This is a genomic window from Polaribacter marinivivus (genome assembly GCF_042651285.1).
GTDB lineage: Bacteria > Bacteroidota > Bacteroidia > Flavobacteriales > Flavobacteriaceae > Polaribacter > Polaribacter marinivivus.
This window is the reverse complement of record NZ_JBHSCY010000002.1, coordinates 15,496-42,338: the sequence shown is the minus strand read 5'-3', so window position 1 is coordinate 42,338 and position 26,843 is coordinate 15,496. Positions and strand designations below refer to the sequence as shown.

19 protein-coding genes and 1 tRNA gene are annotated in these 26,843 nt (G+C 32.1%); 3 read left to right on the top strand and 17 right to left on the bottom strand.

Features of this window, described 5'->3' with window-relative positions:
* Positions 1-11 precede the first annotated feature (11 nt).
* The 16 genes from ACFOWD_RS08225 to ACFOWD_RS08150 form a co-directional block, all read right to left on the bottom strand.
* Positions 12-470 (bottom strand): heme-binding domain-containing protein, encoded by a 459-nt coding sequence (locus ACFOWD_RS08225; RefSeq protein WP_377409678.1) that lies wholly within the window; start codon positions 468-470, stop codon positions 12-14.
* Positions 471-1,079, bottom strand: coding sequence for a DUF3347 domain-containing protein (locus tag ACFOWD_RS08220; protein WP_377409676.1), 609 nt, complete (start codon positions 1,077-1,079; stop codon positions 471-473).
* A 42-nt stretch (positions 1,080-1,121) separates the two neighbouring features.
* Complete coding sequence (locus tag ACFOWD_RS08215; protein ID WP_377409674.1) at positions 1,122-3,506, bottom strand: multicopper oxidase domain-containing protein; 2,385 nt, start codon at positions 3,504-3,506, stop codon at positions 1,122-1,124.
* A 3-nt stretch (positions 3,507-3,509) separates the two neighbouring features.
* Entirely contained in the window at positions 3,510-4,733 is a 1,224-nt protein-coding gene (locus ACFOWD_RS08210; RefSeq protein WP_377409673.1) for a TolC family protein, read from the bottom strand.
* Positions 4,730-8,470, bottom strand: a complete 3,741-nt coding sequence (locus ACFOWD_RS08205; protein WP_377409671.1) for an efflux RND transporter permease subunit — start codon at positions 8,468-8,470, stop codon at positions 4,730-4,732. The genes ACFOWD_RS08210 and ACFOWD_RS08205 overlap by 4 nt, the downstream gene beginning before the upstream one ends.
* Before the next feature lie 108 nt (positions 8,471-8,578).
* Complete coding sequence (locus tag ACFOWD_RS08200; RefSeq protein ID WP_377409669.1) at positions 8,579-9,001, bottom strand: HYC_CC_PP family protein; 423 nt, start codon at positions 8,999-9,001, stop codon at positions 8,579-8,581.
* Positions 9,002-9,068: 67 nt separating this feature from the next.
* Positions 9,069-11,030, bottom strand: coding sequence for a heavy metal translocating P-type ATPase (locus tag ACFOWD_RS08195; RefSeq protein ID WP_377409668.1), 1,962 nt, complete (start codon positions 11,028-11,030; stop codon positions 9,069-9,071).
* Between the two features lie 11 nt (positions 11,031-11,041).
* A complete protein-coding gene (locus ACFOWD_RS08190; RefSeq protein WP_084176750.1) occupies positions 11,042-11,248 on the bottom strand; it encodes a GDCCVxC domain-containing (seleno)protein in 207 nt (68 codons plus the stop codon).
* Positions 11,248-11,841 carry a mercuric transport protein MerTP gene (gene merTP / locus ACFOWD_RS08185; protein ID WP_377409666.1) on the bottom strand — a complete coding sequence of 198 codons (594 nt, stop codon included), beginning with the start codon at positions 11,839-11,841 and terminating at the stop codon, positions 11,248-11,250. The genes ACFOWD_RS08190 and merTP overlap by 1 nt, the downstream gene beginning before the upstream one ends.
* A 58-nt stretch (positions 11,842-11,899) precedes the next feature.
* On the bottom strand, positions 11,900-12,316 hold the full coding sequence (locus tag ACFOWD_RS08180; RefSeq protein ID WP_377409664.1) for a Fur family transcriptional regulator: 417 nt from the start codon (positions 12,314-12,316) through the stop codon (positions 11,900-11,902).
* Between the two features lie 2 nt (positions 12,317-12,318).
* Positions 12,319-13,524 carry an efflux RND transporter periplasmic adaptor subunit gene (locus ACFOWD_RS08175; RefSeq protein ID WP_377409662.1) on the bottom strand — a complete coding sequence of 402 codons (1,206 nt, stop codon included), beginning with the start codon at positions 13,522-13,524 and terminating at the stop codon, positions 12,319-12,321.
* Between the two features lie 4 nt (positions 13,525-13,528).
* Entirely contained in the window at positions 13,529-17,863 is a 4,335-nt protein-coding gene (locus tag ACFOWD_RS08170) for a CusA/CzcA family heavy metal efflux RND transporter (RefSeq protein ID WP_377409660.1), read from the bottom strand.
* Between the two features lie 124 nt (positions 17,864-17,987).
* Positions 17,988-18,299, bottom strand: a complete 312-nt coding sequence (locus tag ACFOWD_RS08165; protein WP_377409658.1) for a DUF6660 family protein — start codon at positions 18,297-18,299, stop codon at positions 17,988-17,990.
* Positions 18,300-18,387: 88 nt separating this feature from the next.
* Positions 18,388-20,232, bottom strand: a complete 1,845-nt coding sequence (locus ACFOWD_RS08160; RefSeq protein WP_377409656.1) for a P-loop NTPase fold protein — start codon at positions 20,230-20,232, stop codon at positions 18,388-18,390.
* A gap of 23 nt (positions 20,233-20,255) precedes the next feature.
* A complete protein-coding gene (locus ACFOWD_RS08155; RefSeq protein WP_377409654.1) occupies positions 20,256-21,506 on the bottom strand; it encodes a site-specific integrase in 1,251 nt (416 codons plus the stop codon).
* Positions 21,507-21,741: 235 nt separating this feature from the next.
* Positions 21,742-21,829: transfer RNA gene (locus ACFOWD_RS08150), tRNA-Ser, on the bottom strand.
* Positions 21,830-22,069: 240 nt separating this feature from the next.
* Between ACFOWD_RS08150 and aroC the strand changes: the two genes are divergently transcribed.
* The 3 genes from aroC (at position 22,070) to ACFOWD_RS08135 (ending at position 25,259) form a co-directional block, all read left to right on the top strand.
* Positions 22,070-23,134: a chorismate synthase gene (gene aroC / locus ACFOWD_RS08145; protein WP_377409652.1), complete on the top strand. Its 1,065-nt coding sequence runs from the start codon at positions 22,070-22,072 to the stop codon at positions 23,132-23,134.
* Between the two features lie 93 nt (positions 23,135-23,227).
* Positions 23,228-24,316: a heparan-alpha-glucosaminide N-acetyltransferase domain-containing protein gene (locus tag ACFOWD_RS08140; protein ID WP_377409650.1), complete on the top strand. Its 1,089-nt coding sequence runs from the start codon at positions 23,228-23,230 to the stop codon at positions 24,314-24,316.
* Between the two features lie 10 nt (positions 24,317-24,326).
* Positions 24,327-25,259 carry a carboxylesterase family protein gene (locus ACFOWD_RS08135; RefSeq protein ID WP_377409648.1) on the top strand — a complete coding sequence of 311 codons (933 nt, stop codon included), beginning with the start codon at positions 24,327-24,329 and terminating at the stop codon, positions 25,257-25,259.
* 31 nt (positions 25,260-25,290) lie between these two features.
* On the opposite strand, the gene ACFOWD_RS08130 is transcribed toward ACFOWD_RS08135, so the two are convergent.
* A complete protein-coding gene (locus ACFOWD_RS08130; RefSeq protein WP_377409646.1) occupies positions 25,291-26,802 on the bottom strand; it encodes an NADP-dependent isocitrate dehydrogenase in 1,512 nt (503 codons plus the stop codon).
* Positions 26,803-26,843 lie beyond the last annotated feature (41 nt).

The window sequence follows — 26,843 nt, the reverse complement described above, 5'->3', positions numbered from 1 at the left end:
AGGATTTGTTTTTAATTAGTTATACTATCTTTTAATTTTTCTATATAGACAATAACTCGTTGGGCTTCTGCTTCTGAAAACTGTGCCTCTTTATGAATTAATGTATAGCTATTCATAGGCATCTCTCGACTTTCAATTTGTTTGATAATTGACCTCAACTTGCTGGTTTTTCTTCTTTCGGAAAGGTTACCCCATTCACTAAAATTCAATTCTTCTTTTCCTTCTTTAATATGTCCTTCAAGAAACCAAGCAATAGGTTGCATCTTGTTGTACCAAGGGTATTGTGTGTTATTACTATGGCAATCATAGCAGGAAACCTGCAACGATTTTTTAACCGTTGCAGGTACGTTGTTTACAAGCATAAAATCGGTTTGTGGTAAGGTTTCACTTTGGTTAGAATCCACAGGGAAAAACTGAATGACCACAAAGGCAATCAATGCAACCCATGCTATGATTTTTGCGATTTTCATTTAGTTTATTTCTCTTTGTACTTTACCGCATTTCAACATTTTAGCACCGAAATATGGGTTTTTTATTTCTTTGTTCATACTCAACCAAGCACCACCTTTGTTGTTATCGTACATTGGGCAAAACTGCTCGTAAATTTTCATTGAAGTTCCTGTAATTGCTATCATATCTACCATATCTTTACTCAATACTTTAAAATGTTCTCGCTGGTGTGCTATATTACTTTCTGCAATATGTTCTGCATGTTCAGTAGCATCTTCTATAATATCTTTTAAATCACTTTGCTTATCATCTGAAAATTTAGAAATATCAAAAGCTTTAAGGGATTTAGCCAACATACCTCCTAAATTTTTCGCTTTTGCATTGTCATCTGCTACCAAAGCGTCCTTAAGATTGAAATAATCATTTAACACAGCTTGTGAGGTGCCATTCTCATTCTTCATCATTTCCTTTTTATTATCATTATGATGACCATCACTATTATCGTGCTTCATATCTGAATGATGTTCTGTTGTGACATTCTTATCTGTTTTAGCATCTTTACAAGACACTGCTGTTAGGGTTACAAATGCTATTGTAACTACTCTTAATCCCAATAGTAATTTTCTCATTTTGTTATTATTTAATTGTTATTGATATATTTTAATTTGTATTTAAAATCTTGCTAAAAGACCACCACCCCAACCGTAACGATTGTTATAGTTTGCTTGTACTGAAAAATTTCTTGACAGGATGTATGAAAGACCAACCAACCATTGTGTTTCACTCTCAAAAGAACTGCCTCCTAAATCATTGACCCATCCAAAGTCTGCTCTATATTCGTATTCACCCTCGAGGAAAATTCTTGGAAATAGGTACAATTCTCTGTCAAGTCTTATCCTTGGGCGTAGCTGATTATCCATACTCACATCTACATTGAACCTGTAAGGTGTAAAATATTTAACACCAACAAGCCCCACTGTATTGAATTCATCGAAAGAATTAGGTATTTTAGTTTCAGTATTAATACCAACATACAGACGTACCCAGTCATTAAGGTATCTATCATAATTTATTTCAGCTTCAAGATTTTTGTCATAATCGAACTCTGCCCTTAAACCAAATCCATTACGGATATTGCTTGACATTAAAAAGAGTTCATTAAAATTTGAACCTCCACGCAACAAGCCCCAAGAATAATAATGGTCTGTTTCATCAATCAGCATTTGAACAGGAAAATCTTTCATTCTTTCATCACGTGGGGTATCGTAACTAAAAATACGAGCCATTCCACCCATCATATGATATAAAATGTGACAATGGAAAAACCAATCTCCATACTCTTCATTATAAAACTCAATGACTACTTTTTGCATTGGTGGTACGTTAACCGTATGTTTTAATGGGGAACGCTCTCCGTTTTCGTTAATTACTCTAAAATAATGACCGTGAAGATGCATTGGGTGATGCATCATTGTTAAGTTATTTAAGGTTATTCTGGTTACTTCTCCACCTTTAATTTTAATCTTATCGGTTTCAGATAATGGCACACCATTTATACTCCACACATAGCGTTGCATATTACCTGTTAGATTGAGTAAAAGGTCATTTACAGGTAAATCTGCCTTATAAGTAGTATTTTCTTTTGCCTTTAAAAAATCATAATTGAAATATGTTTTACGTGTATTGTAATCAAACGATGTAGAGTCTTTCTGCATCATAGACATATTATGGTTCATTGGCATAGAATCCTTTTTCATATCCATCTTTTTGTCCATTTCCATTTGCATATGATTATCATTCATATTCATAGGTTTTTGGTCGTCCATTTTCATACTCATTTGGTTATCCATCTTACCATCTTTCATAGACATCTTATTATTCATATCCATGTTCATCTTGCCATCTTTCATATCCATTTGCATTCCATACCTTTTCATTAAAGCTTCAGGTGTATTTTTCTTTTGATTACCTGCCATTGCAGGTGCTCCCATTTTCATATCCATTTTAGCCATTTGCTTCATCATCGCAACTTTGTCTGGTCTATCTATTACAGTTGCTTGAAAAAGTTTGCCACTTCCTAAACGAATGGATGTATTACCAGAGCCATCTTGTGCTGTTGCTGTAACTTCCAATGTTCCATTTGGAATAGTCACTATTACGTCATAGGTTTCTGCGATACCAAAAAGAAACCTACTTTTATTGACTGGTGTGACATCGACACCATCGCTTGAAACGATTGTAGGATTACCTGCTCCAAAATCCATCCAATAGTAAGTCGATGCAGAGGCGTTGATAAAACGAAGTCTTACCTTTTCTCCCGTTTTAAACTCTGGATATTCCGCCAATTTTTTACCATTAGATAGAAAGGCAGGATAATAAATGTCCGCAATATCTGCACCTTCCATTCGGTCTCGCCAAAACTTAAATTGTGCACCTAATGCGCCTTCTTTTATAACTCTACTTAACGGTACAGCTGTACCTTTTTTAACTTGATACCATTCGTTACCTCTTTTAAGGTTTCGTAACACGTTCATAGGGTCTTCATTCGTCCAATCAGAGATTAGCACCACCAAATCTTTATCATATTCTAAAGTTTTTTCTTTGGGATGAATGATAATAGACCCATAAACTCCACTTTGCTCTTGCAACATTGTATGTGAATGATACCAATAGGTACCTGATTGGTTTATAGGAATTCTATATTGAAATGTAGTGCCAGGTTTTATTGGTGGCGTTGTTAAATAGGGCACGCCATCGTAAAAATTGGGAAGAATTAATCCGTGCCAATGCACAGAGGTTTCTTCATTCATTTTGTTGGTAACATTAATAATAGCGAGGTCTCCTTCATTAAACTCTAATGTTGGACCAGGAATATTGCCGTTGATAGTCATACCTTTTACTGTTACACCTGCAAGTGTCATTTCATTTTCCTCTATAGTGAGGTTATATTCCTTTATAGATCGTCCTTCTTCGTTTCTGTCATCGCCATTTGTTCCTACTTGGGCAAATGCAATTGATGTTAGAAATAAGAAAAAAATAGTATTAATTGTTTTCATAGTTTACTGAATTAAATAATTAATAATTGTGCTTTGCACATAGTAGCCCTTAATAGACTCTATTTGGTTCATTTGAAACTTTAATTGTAGCTCTTGAATATCCAAAACATCATTAAAATCTATCGTTCCTGTTTCGTAGTTTTTGATTAAAATGTCTTCAGCATCTTTGGCTTGTTTTAAGTTCTTTGTTTGCGTTGCATAACTTATTCTTGCAGAAATACGTTCATTAATCGCTTTACTCAAAAGCGTTTCCAAAGTATTTAATCGTTCTTGTTTTTGAGCCGTAATTTCCTGTTGTTGCAACTCATTTTGTTTGGTTTGAGATTTATACTTTTTATTAAAAATTGGGATAGAAACCGAAACCATAGGCATCACAATATCTTTACCGTTATCCGAGAAATTCATATCTGGTCTTTCAGAAACATTGATGTAGTCTAATCCAAAACCAATCAAAGGACTGCTTTCTTTTTGGTTTAGTAATTCTGATTGCTCAATGGATTGAAATAGTTTATCATACTTTAACAATTCAGGATGCAATGCTAAATTTTTAGTAGTGACTTCAAAGTCTTCTGAAGGCATCATTAGACTATCTACCACCCTAACAGCAGCATCATTTTCTCTGTTCAAAAGATTATTAAGATTCGTTTGTTCTGCTAAAAACTGTTGATGTAATACATCTTTGAGTTGTTGCATTTCGTTTTGACGCATTTGTAATCGCAATACATCTACAGCAGATGCTTTACCAACCTCAACAGATGTTAGTGCTAATGTTTCATAGGTTTCCAATAGTTTAATGTTTTCTGTCAGCACCCTTTGTTTCGCTTTGTTGGCGTATAAATCATAATAGGATTGTGATACAGAAACCATCAATTTTCGCTTTGCAATAACGATGTCTTCATATTTTACATCGGCTAACGAACTCACATAATTTTCTCTTGATGTAATTGTACCAAACCACGGTAACATTTGTTTTGCTGATACTTTAAACCGTTGAGCGCCTGTACGTGTTTCGGGTTCACTAACAAAGTAACCGACACCAAATTCGGTGTTTGGAATCGTGTTGGCTTCATTTACTTTTTCTGAAACTCTTTTGTATTGTAACTCGAATTTTTGAATTTCTGGATTGTTTTCCAACGCTTGATTAATTAAAATTTCTAATTGTTGGGCGTTACCTTTGAGACAAAAGAGAATTGAAAAAAGAAAAAAGACTGTTTTTATATGTTTCATTTTGATGCTCTTTTAAGTTGAACTTCTGATTTCCAGCTATATAATACAGGAACTACAAATAGGGTTATTAAGGCTATGAGCATTCCACCAAAACTTGGTATTGCCATTGGAATCATAATATCGCTTCCTCGTCCTGTAGAGGTTAATACTGGCAATAATGCTAGAATGGTTGTTGCTGTAGTCATTAAACACGGTCTGATACGTTTTTCTCCTGCTTCTACTATGGACGCTCTAATTTCCTTTTTATTCTCTGGTGTATTTCTATCAAAAGTTTGCGTTAAATACGTTGCCATAACCACACCATCATCTGTTGCAATACCAAATAGTGCAATAAAGCCTACCCAAACAGCCACACTTAAATTAATTGGGTGCATCTGGAATAAATCACGCAGATTTTCGCCAAAGAAACTGAAGTTTAAAAACCAATCTTGACCATAGAGCCATATCATTATAAAGCCACCTGCAAACGCCACTGCAATACCTGTAAACACCATTAATGATGTGCCAACAGAACGGAATTGGAAATACAGTATTAAAAAGATGATTGCCAAGGCTAATGGCACAACAACAGATAGTGTTTTTTCTGCTCGTAATTGATTTTCGTAAGTTCCTGTGAATGCATAGTTGATGCCTTTTGGTACTATTAGCTCACCAGAATCTATCTTTTCTTGAATCAATGCTTGTGCATTTTCAACAACGCTTACTTCTGCAAAACCATCTAATTTATCGAACAGTACATAACCTACTAAAAAGGTATCTTCACTTTTAATGACTTGTGGTCCTTGTTCGTAACGAATAGTTGCCAATTCGCTTAAAGGAACAGGACTGCCTTTTTCAACTGGCACATAAATCTGTTGTAAGTCTGTTGGATTTGCTCTTAATTCTCTTGGGTATCGCACACGAACACCATATCGCTCACGACCTTCAACTGTTTGGGTTAAAACCATACCACCAACTGCAACTTTTAATACATCTTGAACATCTTGTATAGAAATACCGTAGCGTGCGATTTTCTCTCTATCAATATCAATTAACAAATAGGGTTTACCAACTATCCGGTCTGCAAAAACAGCTTCTTCTTTAACACCTTCTGCTTCCTTGATAATGTTCTCTAATTGGACGCCAAATGCTTCAATTTGCTTTAAGTCTTGACCTTTTACCTTAATTCCCATAGGTGCTCGCATTCCTGTTTGAAGCATTACCAATCGGGTTTCAATAGGTTGTAGCTTTGGTGCTGACGTAACACCTGGCAATTTGGTGACTCTTACAATTTCATTCCAAATATCGTCTGGTGATTCAATTTCTGGTCGCCAATTGCGATAGTATTCACCATCGTCATCTTCGATTAGTTGAGAGCTTTGGATATTTAACAAAGTTGATTTGTTAATCGCTTTGTTCTCGACTGCGCTCGAACTGACATCTATATTTTCGTTATGAATTAATCGACCATCTTTTAATTCAAACAAACCATCATCATTTACTTTGTAGCGTTGTCTTTCTCCATCTGCATTCAGCATATATTCTGATTTATACTGAATAATGTTCTCATACATTGATAGCGGTGCTGGGTCTAACGCTGATTCTGTTCTACCTGCTTTACCCACAACTGTTTCAATTTCTGGAATACTGGCAACTGCCATATCTAATTGCTGTAAAACTCGTTTGTTTTCTTCTACGCCAGAATGAGGCATTGAAGTTGGCATTAGTAGAAATGAGCCTTCATTTAAGGATGGCATAAACTCTTTGCCTGTGTTCTTCATAATGAAAAACCCTGCAATTACAATAGCTGTTGGTACAGATAGAAACAATAATTTATTATCTAAACACCACTTTAAAATACGTGTGTAGTATTTGATGAATAGCGAAAAAACACCTAATAAACCAAAACATATAACACTTACAAAAATGAGATTCCAAAAGATGCTTTTATCAACGCCTAATGGTCGCCAATATTCGGCTAATAGGAATACTATCGCAGATGCTGAAATAATGATATTGATAAGGTTAGTTTGTGTGTCTGATATTTTATTTTGAAGATTTAGAAGTGCTGTAATTCCAAAAGCTATCAAAATCAATCCTAACCAATACCCAAAGACTATTGCTACGATTCCTAAAGCTATTAAAACACCATTTAAAACATATTTAAAAGTGTTTTTAATGCTTTTCTTTCTGAATAAAAATGCTGCAAATGGTGGTATTAAAAATAAAGCAACAATAATAGATGCTGTTAAAGCGAACGTTTTTGTAAAAGCTAATGGTCTAAATAGTTTTCCCTCTGCACCAATCATAGTAAATACAGGAATGAAACTGATTATTGTTGTCATTACTGCGGTTACTATTGCACCAGATACTTCGGCTGTGGCATTATATACTACTGTATTGATGGATTGTGTTCCATCATCTTCGTCCAAGTGCCTAATGATGTTTTCTGAAAGTATGACACCAACATCGACCATTGTTCCAATAGCAATTGCAATACCTGATAAAGCGACAATGTTTGCATCTACACCAAAGAACTTCATTGCTATAAATACCATTAAAACCGCAACTGGTAGAAGTCCAGATATAAGTACAGACGCTCGAAGATTGAATACCATAATGATAATGACCAAAATGGTAATGAGTATCTCTAATGTTAAGGCTTCATTCAGTGTGCCTAACGTTTCTTGAATCAATTCTGTTCTATCGTAAAATGGAACTATAGTTACTTGTGAAGTTCTACCGTCTGCTAATACTTTTGAAGGTAAGCCTGCACTTAATTCATTAATTTTTTCTTTTACATTATTGATTACTTCCATTGGGTTTGCGCCATAACGAGCCACAACAACAGCACCCACAACTTCTGCACCTTCTTTATCTAATAATCCACGTCTTGTTGCTGGACCTAATGATACTTTTCCGATGTCTTTAATTCGTATTGCTGTATAATCTTCGGAAGTAACTACTGCATTTTCTATGTCTGAAATAGACTTGACATAACCTAACCCACGTACTAAATATTCTGCATTATTGATTTCAATAGTTTGTGCACCAATGTCTTTATTACTTTCCTTAACAGCTTTTACAATGTGATGCAATCCAATATTATATTGACGCATCAATTCAGGATTAACATCAACTTGGTATTCTTGAACATAACCACCAATTGAAGCGACTTCAGAAACACCACTTGCAGATGATAGCGCATATTTCACATAGTAATCTTGAATACTGCGTAATTCTTGTAAATCCCAACCACCAGTTACGTTTCCGTTTTCATCACGTCCTTCAAGCGTGTACCAAAATATTTGTCCTAATCCTGTTGCATCTGGACCCAAAGCAGGATTAACACCTTCAGGTAATAAACCACTTGGTAATGAGTTTAGTTTTTCGAGAATACGACTTCTACTCCAGTAAAATTCTATATCTTCTTCAAAAATGATATAGATACTTGAAAAGCCGAACATAGAAGAACTACGAATGGTTTTTACTCCAGGAATACCTAACAAGGATGTGGTTAATGGATAGGTAATTTGGTCTTCAATATCTTGTGGTGAACGACCATCCCACTTTGTAAATACAATTTGTTGGTTTTCACCTATATCAGGTATAGCATCTACAGCTACAGGATTGCTTGGTAAAAATCCTGTATCCCAATTGAAAGGTGCATTTACAGTTCCCCATCCTACGAAAAGAACGAGTAGTAGTACTGCAACGAGTTTATTCTCTATAAGAAATTTGATTGCTTTATTAAGCATATAGTTTGATTATTAAACAGTTAGACATTGATGTTTAGAAAACACCGAATACAACAAATTATCCATATAGCATAAAGCCATAGGATAACACAGTCTATTGTTTAAAAATCAAATTAAATACGTCTCGTCAATCTTGAAGATTTGCCTGACGACGAGTGGTGGTTTATATTCTTCAAAGGAAGATACATTTTTATCTAAACCTTCAAAAAGGTTGATATAAGTGTAAACAAATGAAGCTATGAATACCTGTTGTTCAAATGAAATTTTGTCAACTTGTAATTGAAGTTCGTCTTGACCCTCAATTAATAATTGCACATCATTACAACAGTCTTTTTTAACTATTGAACACCCAGAAATAGAATTTGAAGAAGTTTTCTGATTTTCCATTCCACAAGTAGAAACCTCATCAAAAAAAGCAATATCTACAAGTGTACCACCACAAAAATGTTTTGTGACTGCAAATGAAGTTGTAGAAATTAATACTACAAAAGCCATTAAAATTGCTAATATTTTATGAGAAAATTCTTTCATTAGAAATACAAAAGTACAAAATTATCACAAATCTTTTTTCTGTTAAAAAAATAATTTGGAAAAATAGTTAGTTCCAAGACATTCTTTGTAATCTAACCGCATTTAAAATAGCCAATAAAGCCACACCTACATCTGCAAAAACTGCTTCCCACATTGTGGCTAAACCTCCTGCTCCTAAAATCAATACAATAACTTTAACACCAAAAGCTAAAATAATATTCTGCCAAACGATTTTTCGTGTCGAACGACTTATTTTAATCGCTCTCACGACTTTTAAAGGTTGGTCTGTTTGAATAATGACGTCTGCGGTTTCTATTGCTACATCACTACCTAAACCACCCATTGCAATACCAACATTACTCGCTGCTAAAACTGGTGCATCGTTAATACCATCACCAATAAAGGCTATTTGGTTTTCAGGATTTTTCTTTAAAATTTCAACTTCGTTTAATTTATCTTCTGGTAGTAAACCACCTTTGGCATTTTCAATATTCAATTCCTTTGCTACTTGTTGGGTAATGGAATCTTTATCACCAGAAAGCATCATAATATTCTTAATTCCTACTTTATGTAAATTAGTAATTGTTTCTTTTGCATCGTCTTTTAATTCATCGGCAATGACAACATAACCTGCAAATTGATTATCGATTGCTACTAAAACGATAGATTCTACAATAGATTCCGTTTCCGTTGGAACCTCAATATTATTTGCAGTCATTAAGGCTTTATTTCCTACTAAAACTGTTTTACCATTTACAATGCCTTTTAATCCTTTACCTGCAATTTCAGAAACGTCTTGTGCTTCAAAATCTTCTCCTTCTGCTTTATACTCTAAAATTGCTTTTGCAATTGGATGCGTAGATTGCTCTTCCATCGCCATTAAATATTGCATAAATTCGGTTTCTTTCCAATTAATTGCTTTTACTTCTTTAATTTTGAAAATTCCTTTGGTAACCGTTCCTGTTTTGTCCATTACCAAAGTATTTATCTTGGTCATTGCATCTAAAAACGAAGCGCCTTTAAATAATATTCCATTTTTTGAAGCTGCTCCCAATCCACCGAAATATCCTAATGGAATTGAAATCACTAACGCACAAGGACAAGATATTACCAAGAATATTAATGCTCTGTATAACCAATCTCTAAATATATAATCATCTACAAAAAAGTAAGGTATAAAAGTAACACCAATAGCCAAGAACACTACAATTGGTGTGTAGATACGAGCAAACTGTCTGATGAATAATTCTGTTTTAGACTTACGAGCTGTAGCATTTTGAACCAAGTCTAATATTCTCGCAATAGAACTATCTTCAAACTTGTTGGTTACCTCAACTTCAATAACACTTTCTAAATTGATACTACCTGCGTAAACCTTTGCTTCTTTTTGAATGGAATCTGGTTTGCTTTCTCCTGTTAACGCAGCTGTATTTAAAGATGCTTTTTCGGATAATAAAATGCCATCCAATGGAATTTTTTCACCTACACGAATTTGAATTTTCTCTCCAATATTGACAACTTCAGGCGAAACACTTTTATAATCTCCCTCACGAAATACATTGGCTTCTTTAGGTCTAACATCTAATAATGCTTTTATATTTCCTTTTGCACGATTTACAGCAGCACTTTGAAATAATTCGCCTACTGCATAAAATAGCATTACTGCAACACCTTCGGGATATTCACCAATTATAAACGCACCAATTGTGGCAATAGACATTAAAAAGAACTCGGTAAAAACATCGCCTTTTATAAGATTTTTCCATCCTTCTTTTACCACAGGAAAACCAACAGGAATATAGGCTACCACATACCAAAGAATACGAATCCATCCAGAAAAATGAGGAAATGCTTCAAAATAATCTACAGCAATACCAACTATTAACATTACGAAACTGAAAATAGCTGGTAAATAGGTGTTTAAATTTGAAACACTTTTAGGATTGCTATGATTGTGACCATCATCGTGAGAATGTTGTTCTTCTGAATTTGGTTTTAAATCTCTTAAATTGACTTTCTTTTTTTTCATTTAGTTTTGTTTTAGCAACAACTTTTGTTTTGTTGAATTGGTGGACAAGGAACTGTACCATAAGAACAATACACACAACAATCACCTTCGTTTGGTTTTAGTACCGTTTTACAATTCTCGCACTCGTAAAAGAATTGACAAGCATTTGTTGGCATATCTTCTTCTTTTTTATGTCCGCAGTTAGGGCAAGTGATTTCCGATTTTAATATGGTTTTCATTAATTTTCTTTTTTATCAGTTACTTTATAACCTGTTGCGTTAATTGCTTTCTCAATTTCCGCTTCATTTGTTTTAGTTTTATCATACTCAATGATTGCGTTACCATTTTCGTATGATGTTTTTGAGTTTACAATTCCGTTAAGTTTATTTACTTCGTGGTTTACGTGAGCTTCACAACTGGCACAAGTCATTCCACTTATTTTATACTCTGTTATTTTTATATTTGATTTATCAACGACAACAATTTGTTTCTCTGAATTGGGATAAAACATACTTGAGTAGTATGGGAAAGCCAACAACACTATTGCGAATACTGTTACAACACCTAAAAAGGTTTTTGACTGCATAAATTTTGGTTTTTCATCCGTTTCACATTCACAGTCTATTTCTTTTTCTGGTTTTAGTTTTTGATACCAAGCAAATAGAAGAACTACTATTGTTAGCCCTATTAAGTAAGGTCTAAATGGTTCTATCCAAGAAAAAGTTGAAGCAAATCCACTTGTTCCCGCGATTAGAGCCAAAACTGGGGCTATACAACATAATGAAGCTGTAATTGCTGTAAGCAAACTTGTTATCGCTAATTTACTTTTCATAATTACTTAATTCTTTGATTTCAAAAATGCAATTAAAAACAGTGCAATGGAAGTGCAATTATTGTCCACTACATTTATCACAAATACCTTTTACCACCAAATTTACATTCTCTGACACAAAACCATTTGGCACTTTTATTTGAGGTATTTTATATTCTGTTAAGCAAATGGTTTCATTGCAATTATTACAATGGAAATGTAAGTGCAAATCGGTTTCAATTTCACAATTACATCCCTTTTCACATAATGCATATTTTGTAATCCCTGTACCATCGTCTATTTGATGCACAATAGCCTTTTCTTCAAAGGTTTTAATAGTTCTATATAAAGTGGTTCTGTCTGCTTTTGAGAAAGCATTTTCAATATCACTTAATGTTACCGCTATCTCTTTTTCTGCAAGAAACTTATAAATTAACATACGCATTGCTGTAACACGAATATTTTTTGACTCTAATACTTGTTCTATTGTTTCCATAATTAATCGTGGTCTTCCGCTTCTCCTTTTTTCATTTCTGCCATAAGATAATAAGCATTGTTATAAGCGAATTTTGTGTTTTCATCTATTTCTTCAGTAAATTTAATTGCTACCCATTTGCCATCTTTTTCTCCAACAATCACTTCAACAGGTTTAAAGCTCCAATCATCATTTTCTTTTTCTCCTGAAAATATATAATGTTTATCTCCTTCTTTAAAAATGGCACTTTCCGGTAATGCTTTTGCTTGGGTATTATCTACTTGAATTTTACCTTGAATATACATACCAGGAATTAAGTTACCTTTTTTGTTTTCTATTTCTGCCTGAACGTGGACTGCTTTTGGGTTGTCCTCAAAGGTTATGCTTACGGAATAGATTTCTGCGGTAAGTTCTGTATCTGGTATAGATTGTACCGTAAAGTTTACTCTTTGACCCTTCTGTACTTTATGGACATCTTTTTCAAAGACCATTAAATCGGCGTGAACGTGATGCGTATTTACAATTTCAAATAATTCGGTTTGCGGTTCTACATATTGTCCTGTTTTTACTTCAACTTTTTGTACGAAACCCTCTATTGGACTTCGCAATGCTATGCGTTGTGAAATTGTGCCATTACGAACAGAAGTTGTATTGACGTTCAATATTCTTAATTGCGCTTCTAAACCATTAACCATTGCTTTTGATGCTTGATATTCTGCTTCTGCTTTCTGGAAATTAGCACCAGAACCAACACCAGCATCGTATAATTTTTGTTGACGTTCATAATTTTTCTTTGCAAGCTCGCTATTGCTATAAGCGTTTAAATAATCCGTTTGCGCTTGTATGATATTTGGGTGCGATAGATAAGCCACAACTTGACCTTTATTAACCTTATCACCTTCAATCACTTCAATTGAAACGACATTTGCACCAACAACAGTAGTAATAGCTGCTTCGTTTTGTGGTGGTACTTCTAACGTTCCGTTTGCTTCTACATAGCCGCTCATATTACGTAATGCCAACGTATCTATTTTCATTTTTAAAGCATCGAATTGCTGTTGTGAAAGCATTACTTCTTCGCTTTCATTATGTTCTTCATTAACTTCTGTTTTTTCTTCCTTATCGTGGGAATGACCATCATTCTCGTTATGATTTTCTTTATTTCCGCAAGCTGAAACAAAAATGGTTAACACCATTACGGTAAGAATTTTATATATTTTATTTTTCATTGTCTTATTGATTAAAATATTGTAATTGAAATGTGCTTTCTAAATAGTTTACTAATGCAGTCTGTGCTTCAAGTTCCGATTGAATTGCTTCTTTTATCAACTGCGTAAATGCAGTATAATCAATTTCGCCTTCTCTATATGCCAGTAATGCACCTGTTTTTTGCTCTTTTGTTAATGGTAAAACTTGGTCTTTGTAAAATTCCCAAGACGTTTTCCATTTGAAATAATTTTCTTTAGCCTGAACAAACCTTGATTGTACTTCCTGTTTTTTGAACGCTACGTTGGTTTCTGCTATTTCTTTATCAATTCTGGCACTTCTAACTTGTGCTTTGTTAGAACCTGATAAAAACGGAATTGAAATTCCTGCTTGATAGGTGTAAAATCCTGAATTGCCATTGACACGCTGTAAGCCACCTTGAAGATTGAACTTCGGTAAATTATCTGCCTTTGCAGCTTTATATTTGGCTTCTGCTTCATCTACAATGTTCTGCGACATACTGTACAATGGATGATTTTCAATACTGAACGTTTCCATATCATTCTCCATCACTACGTCAAACTCATCTGAAACTGTAAAAACTTCTTCTGATACCAACCACAAATTGAATTGTTGTAAGGCAATAAGATAATTACTATAGGCTTGCGCTTTTTTATTCTGAATTTGAAACGCTTGATTTTTTGCTGCTGAATATTCTAATTTAGAAATGGCTTCGACTTCATAATTTAAAGCTACTGCTTGTTCAAATTTGGAATAAATGGAATCCAGTTCTTTATACAAGTTATAGTTCCGTTTCATTTGATAGCATTTAGACCACGCTTTTTTTACTTCCAATTCCAGTTCCAATTCGGAAAGTTGAAAGGCTTTTTGTGCTAACTGAATGCGTTGTTCTTGTAACTTCCTTTTTGAACCAATACCAAACACATCAATATTAGATTGACCAATACCTATGGTTGTATAAATACCATTGTCACTATTAACTTCTTCTCCACCTGTAAAAATTTGAGTCGTTCCGAAATCATAGGCAGTCGCTTTTAATTGTTCTTGTTTTGTAATTTCCAACTGCTTTTGCTTCAATAATGGATAATTACTTTTTGCGAGTTTAACAGCTTCCTGTAATGAAATTTCGGGAATTGTATCATTCAACTCTTGTGCATTACTTTGTGGTGAAAAGCCAAATAGTAATAATACAACTGCTGTTGCTGTTACTAACTTTTTATTTGGCTTAAACGTAAAAGATTTGTTTTCTACCCAATGATATAAAATTGGTAAAACAAATAAGGTAAGCAAAGTTGAAGTTAATAATCCACCAATAACTACAGTTGCCAAAGGACGCTGTACTTCTGCACCAGCTGATGATGAAATAGCCATTGGTAGAAAGCCTAATACATCTGTAAAAGCAGTTAGCATAATAGGTCTGATTCTTCGTTTAGTACCTTCAACTATTCTATCCTTTAGATTGGTTACACCTTCTTCTTTTAATTCGTTGAGTCCGCTTATCATTACCAATCCATTTAATACCGCAACACCAAACAACACAATAAAACCAACACCTGCCGAAATACTAAATGGCATATCACGCAACCATAAGGCTACTACACCACCAATGGTTGCCATTGGGATGGCTATATAAATCATTAAGGTTTGAGGTAGTGATTTTAATGCAAAGTATATTAGTATAAATATGAGTAATAAGGCGATAGGAACAACGGTTTGTAATCGGTTGCTGGCACGTTCCAGATTTTCAAATGCACCACCATAGCGAATAAAATAACCCGATGGTAGTTCCAATTGTGCATCTAATTTTGATTTTATTTCAGTTACCAACGATTTTACATCTCGACCTCTGACATTGATACCTACATAGGTTCTTCTGTTGGTATTGTCTCTACTTATTTGCATTGGTCCTGCTTTGTAACTTACATCAGCTACTTCGCGAAGTGGAATCTGTGCACCAGAAGGTAAGTTGATAAACAAATTTTGCACATCTGTTATGTCTTTACGATTATGAGAACTTAACCTAACCACCAAATCAAATCGCTTTTCTCCTTCAAATATAGTACCTGCTACTCCTCCTGCAAAAGCTGATTGCACAATTTGATTTAACGTGTTTATTTGAAGTCCGTATTGTGCCAATTTATTTCTATTGTAAGTAATGGTCATTTGTGGCAATCCTTTCGTAGCTTCTGCTCGCATATCACCTATACCTTCAGTACCTGCAATAATTTTTGATATTTCCTCTGCTTTTTGAGCGAGGATGTTTATATCTTCGCCATAAAGTTTAACAGCAATATCTTCTCTAATACCTTCAAGCAACTCGTTAAAACGCATTTCAATAGGTTGGGTAAACTCATAATTAACGCCAGGAATAATTTCGACTGCCTCTTTTATTTCTTCAATGAGTTCATCTTTTGAAGACACTGTTGTCCATTCGCTTTTAGGTTTTAGGATTACAAAAATATCCGCAAAATCCATCGGCATTGGGTCTGTAGGCACTTCGGCAACACCAATACGACTAACAATTTTTTCTACTTCTGGAAATTTTGCTTTTACTATTTGCTCTATTTTAGTGGTAGTTTCAATGGTTTCAGTAAGGGAACTACCTGGTTTTAAAATAGCGTGAAATGCAATATCACCTTCATCGAGTTGCGGGATAAATTCACCACCCATTCTTGAAAACATAAAAACGGTTATCCCAAACAACACAACTGCAATACCAATTACCCATTTACCTTTTCGCAAGGCTCTAACCAATATAGGTTGATATTTGTCTTCAACCCAATGTACAAATCTATCTCCATAAGATTTTTTATCATTTTTTGGTGCTCTTAACACTAAAGCAGACATCATTGGCACATAGGTTAAACACAGTACCATTGCACCAATCATAGCAAAAATAAAGGTCAATGCCATTGGTTTAAACATCTTTCCTTCAATACCTTGTAAGGCTAAAATGGGTAGAAAAACGATAAGGATAATCAACTGACCGAAAAACGCAGCGTTCATCATCTTTTTTGAAGCATTAGACGCCACTTTATCTCGCTCTTTGGATGTAAGCTGTTTCTTTTTTAGTACTTGTGATGCAATGAGAAATACTGTACTTTCTACAATAATTACAGCGCCATCAACTATAATACCGAAATCTATTGCTCCCAAACTCATTAAGTTTACCCAAACATCGAACACGTTCATTAAAATAAAAGCGAATAATAAGGATAATGGTATTGTTGAAGCAACGATTAAACCACCTCGCCAATTACCCAATAAGAAGATAAGCACAAAAATAACTATCAATGCACCTTCAATAAGATTTGTGGTTACAGTAGAAGTTGTTTCTCCAATTAATTTACTTCGGTCTAATAAGGGTTCAATAATTACACCTTCAGGTAATGACTTTTCAATTTGAGTCATTCGCTCTTTTACATTGGCAATAACATCATTGGAATTTGCACCTTTTAGCATCATCACCAATCCACCTACAACTTCACCTTCACCATCTTGGGTTAATGCACCGTAACGTATGGCAGAACCGAATTGCACAGTTGCAATATCATTAATAGTTACAGGAATATTATTAACGGTTTTTACCGTAATTTTTTTAATGTCTTCTAAACTCCGTACCAAGCCTTCTCCACGAATAAAATTAGCCTGATGGTTCTTTTCAATATATGCACCACCTGTATTTTGATTATTGGCTTCAAGTGCATTAAAGACATCTGTAATGGTCAATCCAATTGCGTTTAAATCGTTTGGGTCAACCGCGACTTCGTATTGTTTAATTTTACCGCCTATGGCGTTAACCTCAACCACACCTTCTACCATTGCCATTTGACGTTGTACAATCCAATCCTGCATTGAGCGTAAATCTGCAATGTCGTATTTGTCTTTATACTCTGGTGCTACTTTTAAGGTGTATTGATAAATTTCCCCTAATCCTGTGGAAATAGGTCCCATAGTAGGTTCTCCAAAACCAGCTGGAATTTGTTCTTTGACTTCGTTTAGTTTTTCGGCTACTAATTGACGAGGTAGATAGGTTCCCATATCATCGTCGAATACGATGGTAACAACCGATAAGCCAAAACGAGAGATTGACCTAATTTCCTTTACATCAGGCAGGTTGCTCATTGCAACTTCCACAGGGTAGGTTACAAATTGTTCAATATCCTCTGTTCCTAAATTTGGTGCTTGTGTAATAACCTGTACTTGGTTATTGGTAATGTCTGGAACAGCATCTATTGGTACTTGGGTTATACTCCAAATACCTGATCCAATAATGGTAAGCGTAAGCAAACCAATAATAAATTTGTTATTGATTGAAAAATCAATGATTTTATTAATCATAGAAAATGTGTTAATACAGTTAAACTTTGTTGAGACAATTCTGATGTAAAAAACAGAATTACACGAAATTTTAAGAACCTTTTAGGCTCGAAATAGGATATAGTTATCCTTTAAAAAAACTGAATTATGCCCTTGGTGGCTGTAAAATTGAAGTAGTAAAGTCTTTTTCTGTACCATTTTGGTAGAAAAAATCTTGTGTAGAAATGTAGTATGAGATGATATTTACATCTACAAATTTGAAGTCTATTGTATTAATATGACAACATTGACAAATACAAAAAGGAGAACATAAATCTAAATCTTGATGTTGATGTTCACTTTCTGTTGCTTGTGAAATTTCTGTTTTAACCTTATTATCAAGCGCAGTATAATCTTCGCAAGATGCTAAATTAAGAGCCAAAATATAAATCGATAATATGAAGGTTAAATATTTCATTGTAGCAAAGATATAAATTAATTAATGCAATGGTTGTGCAAATAAAATGACCTTTTGATGTTAATAAAAATTATATGTATTAAAAAAATTATTTAACTTCCAATGATAGTTTTTTAATTATTTCTTTTAGAGCATCAATAAACTCATTTAAATTAAGAACTCTCACTCTTTCATCAGGGTTTAAGTTTGACTTGTAGTATTCTATTTTTTCGGTAATATTATTTAAAAAATCTAAATCACCTTTCATAAAATCGATAACATTATTATAATCATATCTATCTTTAAATATTTCGCACAATGTGAAAATCATTTTATTTTCAGATTTTTTAATAGCTTTTATAAAACTTGACACATTGACAAGAGGTAGGAATGCTTTATTAAATTTTTCCTTACTAAATAATACAGCCAACTCAACAATATCATTATTAGAAATTAATTTTGAAATTTGCTTTGAAGTTTCTGTATTTTTTTCTGATTGTATTTTAATATGAAACTCGAAAATTTTATTGAGTATTTTTTTAGTATCAGGATCTGGAGTATTAAAATGTTTTAAAGTTTCAAAAGTTGCTAAATGAAATTCTTTTCTTTTTGCAGAAATTTTTAAGCCCTTTAATAATTTTGTTTCTAAATCCTTTTTTGGAATATCAATTAATTTTTTATCAATAAAGTGGTAGTAAAAGTTTGCTATTTGTTTGTAATCATACATCCAGTAAAAACCTTCTTCTGCTTTTTCTAAAACATATTTTGATGAACTTTCAAATTCATCATCGTTAAGTTCTCTAAATTTATAATTTAATAATTTTCTAAAACTAATAATTTCTTCGGATACTTTTTCTGGTTCTCTATTCTTTAATTCTTCTTTTAATTTTTTACTATCCAGAAAACCAGATAATACAAATTGATAAATACTCGGATAGAAGTAATATTGATCTATCCTTTTTGTTAAATATTTCTCATAAAAAATTTCTGAACTAGACTTTTTTCTTGGTTCATCATTATTATTACCTAAAAAATTAGATACTATTCTTGAGTACCAATCTTTATTTATTTCTTTAAACTCTTTAAAATCATTATTGTCTTTTGAAGTTAAATTTCCATTTTTAAACTCAATACTAAATACAGCTGTAATAAATAGAATTTCTTGAACATATTTTTGGTCAGCAATCTTTATGTTTGGATGTATTGCCTCTAAAATATCTAAATAGAAAATTATATTTCGAAGATTTTTAACTTTTTGTTCTTTAAAAATTGAAATTATTAATGATTTATTTTGCTCTAAAAATTTATAAAAAACTGTTTTTGATTTATATTTCTGAATTAAATTAGGAAAAATAGATGATAGTTTAGGGTCGTAATTAAGAACTCTGCTGATAACTTTTTCTTTTATTTTATCATACTTGAGAGCAATTTTTTTATTGGATTTTTGTTTTTTTATCTTTTCTTCATCAGCAAGAACTATACATTTTGTATGTTTATGCTCTGTAAATTCTGATAAATAACCAAATAACTCATCAACAGGAATTTTACATCTTTCCAAATCATCTAAACATATACAGAACTTTTTAAAATTAAAAGATTTTACAGTTGACCCTTTCAATAAATCTGTAGCCTCTGTTCTAAAAAAAAGTTTAGTTGTTGCGTTTGCTAAATTTGTAGAAATATTAGTGATACTTTTAACTAAATCATTTTGATTTTTGCCTAATTTTGGAATAAAATGTAAAAATAATTTGTGCTCTAAACTTTCAATTGAGCTTATACCGTTTAAAGAGATATACATGATTTTGAGATTGTTTTTTTCAATAATCTCTTTTAATTGAGATTTTAAATAAAACGTTTTTCCACTACCCCAAACACCGTTAATTAATATAGCACTTTGTGTTTTCTCTTTTTTTAAATATGTGTCAATTATTTTTTCTATGTGAGTTGTTTTCATATAATGAATATATAAAAACATTTTTATAAGTAAAGTTCTTTTCTATTATTATCAACTTTATTGACATTCAATTTAGCTCTCAAAACAGCCATATCTTCACTAACTTTTCTATCAATTATTTTAGCATAATGTTGTGTAGTCTTTAAAGATTTATGCCCTAACATTTTGCTAACAGATTCTATTGGCACACCATTGGTTAAAGTGACAGTTGTAGCAAAAGTATGACGTGCCAAATGAAAAGTTAGATTCTTATTTATTTCACACAAATCTGCTATTTCTTTTAAATAGGCATTCATTTTTTGATTACTTAAAACAGGTAAAAGGTAATCACTATTTGCAAAATTTGAAGAAGAACTGTATTTTTCTAAAATAACTTCTGGGGTTTTAAGTAACGGAATGTTACTTCGAGTATTTGTCTTTGTTCTTTTCGTTTTTATCCATCTATCTCCATCAATACCAATAACAATATCATTTTTTGATAGCTTTTTTACGTCTGCATATGACAAACCTGTAAAACAGCAAAAAACAAATATGTCTTTAACTTGTTCTAATCGTTTTATTGAGAATTCTTTTTCAATTAGTTTTTGTATTTCTTCTTTTGAAAGGAATTGACGTTCTACTTCTTTTAGGCGGACTTTATAATTTAGAAATGGGTCTTTTTTAATCCAATCGTTTGCTATTGCTATACGCACTATCTTTTTAAAGTTCTTGATATACTTAATTGTACTATTATGTCCGCAGTTTCTAACGGTTTTTAGATAGAACTCAAAATCTGTAATATACTTGTGGTCTATTCTGTTTACAGGTATATCACTTACTTTATACTGATGTTGCATAAACTTTTGCAGATGCTTACATACTGTTTTATAACGCTCTAAAGTGCCTGCCGAAAACTCTCTACCTACTAACTTTTCAACTTGCTTGTTGTGATTTTTAAAGATGGTTATAAGTGTTCTTTGTTTTTCCTCAACACCTAAAAACTTGTTTTTAAGGGTTTCGGTTGTAACCTCTTTATTATCTTGTATTAAGTCTCTTTGGCTTTGATATACTTTTGTAGTAAGTGAATCTAAATAGGCATTTAGTTCTCGTATATCTTCTGTTCTTCCGATAGCTTTATTGGCTTCAACGCTCCATTTCTCAATCTCAATGGTACGTTTTGTACTTATCTCTGTACGCTTACCATCTATGGTAATACGTAGGTAAATAGGGCATTTGCCCTGTGCATCTACTTTACTCTTTTTTAAGTAGAATAATAATCCAAATGTTTTGTTCATTCTGGTGACCTTTAATTATACATTAATTTACAAAATTTCAAGGTCTTTTAATTGATATATTACACTGATTTATAAACAGTTATAAACAATTAGGTGACCTAATTAAGGTTTAAAAAAGGTCACCTAATAGGTCACCAACAGAATGGTTTTTAATACATATTTTGATGTTTTGGGTAAAATAAAAAGTCCCATAAACATTGAGTTTACAGGACTTTCGTCGATTTTGAATAAATCTTGGCGGAGAAAGAGGGATTCGAACCCCCGGACCTGTTACAGTCAACAGTTTTCAAGACTGCCGCATTCGACCACTCTGCCATTTCTCCAGAAGTCTCATCAGATATTCTCTGAATGCGGATGCAAATATAGAAAGCTTTTTTATTATGTGAAACAAAAAATTATGAAATTTTATCTTATTTTGAATATAAGACTAACAAATATCTATCTTGTTAATAATCAACAGTTATTAAAAAATTAAATTAATTAGAAATCATCTTTTATAATTTAAAATCAAATTCCTTTTAGCTAGTTTCTTATATTTGCTAGCTTAATTATAAGTATTTCATATGTCATTTAATTCTTTTGGAAATTTATTAAAATTAACAACTTTTGGAGAATCTCATGGAACTGCTATTGGTGGTATTATTGATGGTTTTCCTGCTGGAGTAAAATTAGATTTAGATGCTGTACAAGAAGAATTAAATAGGCGTAAACCTGGTCAGTCGAAAATTGTGACTCAACGTAAAGAACCTGATACAGTTGAATTTTTATCAGGAATTTTTGAAGGTATTTCCACAGGAACATCTATTGGTTTTATTATTAAAAATACAAACCAAAAAAGTAAAGACTATAATCATAATACAGATGTATATAGACCTTCTCATGCAGATTATACTTATGATCAGAAATATGGCCTAAGAGATTTCAGAGGTGGAGGAAGAAGTTCTGCAAGAGAAACTGCAAATTGGGTTGTAGCTGGTGCTTTAGCAAAGCAATTAGTATCAAGCATAAAAATTAATGCGTTTACCTCATCTGTTGGAGATATTTTTATTGATAAACCTTATCAAGAGTTAGATTTTAAAAAAACAGAAAATAATATTGTACGTTGTCCAGATGAAAATTCTGCAGAAAAAATGATTTCTAAAATAAAAGAAATTAGAAAAGCTGGTGATACTATTGGTGGTACTATTACTTGTATTGCACAAAATATGCCTATTGGTTTAGGTGAACCTATCTTTAATAAATTACATGCAGAACTTGGTAAAGCAATGTTATCTATAAATGCTGTAAAAGGGTTTGAATTTGGAAGTGGTTTCTGTGGAGCAAGAATGAAAGGCTCCGAGCACAATGATATTTTTAATGCAGATGGTTCTACCCAATCTAATCTTTCTGGAGGTATACAAGGAGGGATTTCTAATGGTATGGATATTTATTTTAGAGTAGCTTTTAAACCTGTGGCTACAATTATGAGTAATCAACAAACCATAAACTCTAAAGGTGAAGAAACTGAAATTGTGGGTAAAGGAAGACATGATCCTTGTGTTGTACCAAGAGCTGTACCTATAGTGGAAGCTATGACAGCTTTAGTATTAGCTGATTTTTATTTATTAAATAAAACTAGAAAAGCTTAACTCTGCTAAATTTTAAATTACAATACACTTATTTATCTAGAAGTATTTTAAAAATCAATAAATTATCTATCTTTAAATTTTTAAAGAAGTTTTTTGAATTCAGAGAGATTATATTTTATTGATATTGTAAGAGCTTTTGCCATTTTAATGATGTTGCAAGGGCATTTTATAGATACACTTTTATCTATAGAATATAGAGATGTAAGCTCAACTGCTTTTAAAATTTGGAGCTATTTTAGAGGTATAACTGCCCCTACCTTTTTTACAATTTCAGGATTAATTTTTACCTATCTCTTACTTAAAGCTAAAGAAAAAGGAAATGAAAAACTAAGAATTAAAAAAGGAATTATTAGAGGTTTTTTTTTAATAGGAGTTGGTTATTTATTAAGAGCTCCAATATTTAAATGGCTTTCTGGAAAGTTTACTACTTATTTTTTAGCTGTTGATGTTTTACAATGCATTGGATTAAGTCTAATTTTAGTGATATTGGTTTACATCATTTGTTTTAAAAAAAATACCATTTTTTCTTTATCTACTTTACTATTAGGAATTCTTATATTTTTAACAGAACCTTTATACAGAAATCTAAATCCAGAAAATATTCCTTTAATATTTAGTAACTATATTTCTAAAAACAATGGATCTGTTTTTAGAATAATACCATGGTTTGGCTATGTTTCTTTAGGAGCATTTTTGGCAACATTGTTTTTTAAAAACTTAAGTAAAAATAATTTTAAATTAATTACCATAATTTCATTTATTATTGTTGGTTTTATATTAATATTTTATTCATCTTATTTATTAGCAACAATATCTAAACTAACAGATATTCAATTATTTATTGATTCTGCTAGTTATAATTATTTATTTACAAGGTTTGGAAATGTTCTACTCTATTTTGCTCTTTTTTATGCTTTTGAAAACTATTTAAAATTTCCATTAGTATTAAAAATTGGTCAAAAAACATTATCTATTTATGTCATTCATTTTATTATAATTTATGGCAGTTTTACTGGATATGGACTTAATAGAATTATTGGAAAAACACTAAATCCAACTCAAGCTGTAGTAGGGGCCATTTTATTTTTATTTATCGTCTGTTTTATTTCTTTCTATTATGTAAAAACAAATGCATTTTTATATAATAATTTAAGAAAGTTATTTGATAAAGTTAAATCTTAATATAGTTTATATGATTACAAAATATAAACTTTACTTTTTAACTTTAGTAGTTTCATTACTTCTTTTAGGCTGTGCATCAAAACAAAATTTTATTGATAAATCTAAGTCTATTACTAAAGAAACTTATACTTATCATACTTTTGAAAACAAAAACAAATTACAGTTAGATTTCTATCAATCTATTAATTATAAAAACACAAAACCTCTAATTTTATATGTTCATGGAGGTGGTTTTTCTGGAGGAGCAAGAGATGAAAATTACATAAAAAATTATTGCTCAAAGATGGCAAAAAATGGGTTTGCTGTAGCTTCTATTTCTTACAGATTAACTATGAAAAAATTAGGGTTTGGTTGTAACACAGAGGCTAGCTTGAAAAAAGAAGCTTTTATAAAAGCCTCTGAGGATATAAGTTATGCCACAAAATATTTAATTGATAATAAGAAAAAATTTAATATAGATACGACTAAGATAATATTAGTTGGTTCTAGTGCTGGAGCAGAAGCAATTTTAAATTTAGCCTATGTTTACGAGAATAAAATCTTAGCAAAAGAATTTAAGTATGCAGGAGTAATAGCCATGGCTGGTGCAATAACTTCAATAGAAAAAATCTCAACTAAAAGAGCTATCCCTACTTTATTATTTCATGGCACAAAAGATAAATTAGTACCCTACAATGTAGCTCCTCATCATTATTGTAAAAAAAATAAAAAAGGCTATTTGCAGCTTTATGGTTCTAAAGCAATAGCAAATAAGCTTAAGGAATTAAATACTTCTTACAATTTATATACTATACAAAATGGAAATCATTCTTGGAATTCGAAACCAATGTTTGTATACTTTAGAGAAATGATTTCTTTTATAGATCATCAGGTTTTACAATCTAAATACCAACAAAAAGAAGTTGTAAAAAAAATAAGTGACTATACATCTACAGATCTATAGCCACTTAAACATTAACTTAACTCAAATTTATTTATTCACCTTGACCTAAAGAGAATGCTCTCTTTCCATCAAACTCATATAAATTTTCTGTTTTAATAACTTCAAAACCTTCGCTATGAAGTTTAGATAATAAAGCAATTACTTTTTCAAACTCAATAACATTGTAAACAGTTTGACCTTCAGTTTTACACTCAGCATCTACAAATCTACATCTCCAATGATCTGTACAATAGGTTTCTGGTAATCCATTAGGATATACTTTTACACCTCTATTTGTAATCATCTTAAGCTTCATTTTAAATGAATCTAAACTTGATAAAGCATCACCAATTATTTTTGGATTATTACCTTTCCAATTGATAAAAACATCCACACCAACCAATTCTTGCTTCTCTTCTTTTCTAACATATTCAGGAATTACAATCTCTCCCTTTCCTGAAGATAGTTTACTCAATGGTAGCTTTGTAGGTTTTTCTCCTAAGTTTTTAATTACCATATCTGCAAACTTACTTGTAGACACTTTTTCTTTAGATAAATTTGCTTGATATACATCTGCTGTATGGTACCCATCTTCTAATGTTTTTAACCAAGCATTTTTAATAGTATCTGCAATTTCAGTTTTACCTAAATGTGATAACATTAAAATAGCTGCATTTAAAAGACCAGAAGGATTTGCTATTTTTTGACCAGCAATATCTGGTGCTGAACCATGTATAGCTTCAAACATTGCTACATTAGAACCTATATTTGCTGAACCACACATACCCACAGAACCAGCGATTTCTGCTGCTATATCAGATATAATATCTCCATATAAATTAGAGGTTACAACCACATCATATCTCTCTGGATGAGCAGCTAAACGTGCTGAAGCAATATCTATAATTTCTGAATTACTTTCTATTTCTGGATACTCTAAAGCAATCTCTTTAAAGACATTATGAAACAAACCATCTGTTAATTTCATAATATTATCTTTAACCATACACGTCACTTTTTTTCTACCATAAGCTTTAGCATACTCAAAAGCATATCTTACAATTTTTTCGCAACCAGGTCTTGTAATTAACTTTAAACACTGTACAACATCTTGTGTTTGTTGATGCTCTATACCAGCATATAAATCTTCTTCATTTTCTCTTACAATAACCACATCCATTTCTGGAAAGTTTGTTTCTACATAAGGAGCATATGCACTTACAGGTCTAACATTAGCGAATAAACCTAAAGACTTACGTAAAGTAACATTTAAACTTTTGTATCCTTTTCCTTGAGGTGTTGTAATAGGAGCTTTTAAAATGATTTTATTTTGATTGATGGTTTCCCAAGCACTTTTCTCTATTCCAGCAGAGTTACCAGACAAATAAACTTTTTCACCAATATCAATTCTTTCTGGTTTTATATTAGCACCAGCAGCATCTAAAATTCTAAGGGTTGCATCCATAATCTCAGGACCAATTCCATCTCCATAAGCAACAGCAACTTTTACGATATCGTTTTCGTTACGTTTTCTTGATTTTTGTTTAATTTGAGTATTTTCCATCTAATTGTTTATTTTAACAATACAAAGATGGGAATTTAAGT

Coding starts and splice junctions, on each gene's coding strand:
- ACFOWD_RS08225 (WP_377409678.1), bottom strand. CDS start 470: ATGAAAATCGCAAAAATCATAGCATGGGTTGCATTGATTGCCTTTGTG.
- ACFOWD_RS08220 (WP_377409676.1), bottom strand. CDS start 1,079: ATGAGAAAATTACTATTGGGATTAAGAGTAGTTACAATAGCATTTGTA.
- ACFOWD_RS08215 (WP_377409674.1), bottom strand. CDS start 3,506: ATGAAAACAATTAATACTATTTTTTTCTTATTTCTAACATCAATTGCA.
- ACFOWD_RS08210 (WP_377409673.1), bottom strand. CDS start 4,733: ATGAAACATATAAAAACAGTCTTTTTTCTTTTTTCAATTCTCTTTTGT.
- ACFOWD_RS08205 (WP_377409671.1), bottom strand. CDS start 8,470: ATGCTTAATAAAGCAATCAAATTTCTTATAGAGAATAAACTCGTTGCA.
- ACFOWD_RS08200 (WP_377409669.1), bottom strand. CDS start 9,001: ATGAAAGAATTTTCTCATAAAATATTAGCAATTTTAATGGCTTTTGTA.
- ACFOWD_RS08195 (WP_377409668.1), bottom strand. CDS start 11,030: ATGAAAAAAAAGAAAGTCAATTTAAGAGATTTAAAACCAAATTCAGAA.
- ACFOWD_RS08190 (WP_084176750.1), bottom strand. CDS start 11,248: ATGAAAACCATATTAAAATCGGAAATCACTTGCCCTAACTGCGGACAT.
- merTP (WP_377409666.1), bottom strand. CDS start 11,841: ATGAAAAGTAAATTAGCGATAACAAGTTTGCTTACAGCAATTACAGCT.
- ACFOWD_RS08180 (WP_377409664.1), bottom strand. CDS start 12,316: ATGGAAACAATAGAACAAGTATTAGAGTCAAAAAATATTCGTGTTACA.
- ACFOWD_RS08175 (WP_377409662.1), bottom strand. CDS start 13,524: ATGAAAAATAAAATATATAAAATTCTTACCGTAATGGTGTTAACCATT.
- ACFOWD_RS08170 (WP_377409660.1), bottom strand. CDS start 17,863: ATGATTAATAAAATCATTGATTTTTCAATCAATAACAAATTTATTATT.
- ACFOWD_RS08165 (WP_377409658.1), bottom strand. CDS start 18,299: ATGAAATATTTAACCTTCATATTATCGATTTATATTTTGGCTCTTAAT.
- ACFOWD_RS08160 (WP_377409656.1), bottom strand. CDS start 20,232: ATGAAAACAACTCACATAGAAAAAATAATTGACACATATTTAAAAAAA.
- ACFOWD_RS08155 (WP_377409654.1), bottom strand. CDS start 21,506: ATGAACAAAACATTTGGATTATTATTCTACTTAAAAAAGAGTAAAGTA.
- aroC (WP_377409652.1), top strand. CDS start 22,070: ATGTCATTTAATTCTTTTGGAAATTTATTAAAATTAACAACTTTTGGA.
- ACFOWD_RS08135 (WP_377409648.1), top strand. CDS start 24,327: ATGATTACAAAATATAAACTTTACTTTTTAACTTTAGTAGTTTCATTA.
- ACFOWD_RS08130 (WP_377409646.1), bottom strand. CDS start 26,802: ATGGAAAATACTCAAATTAAACAAAAATCAAGAAAACGTAACGAAAAC.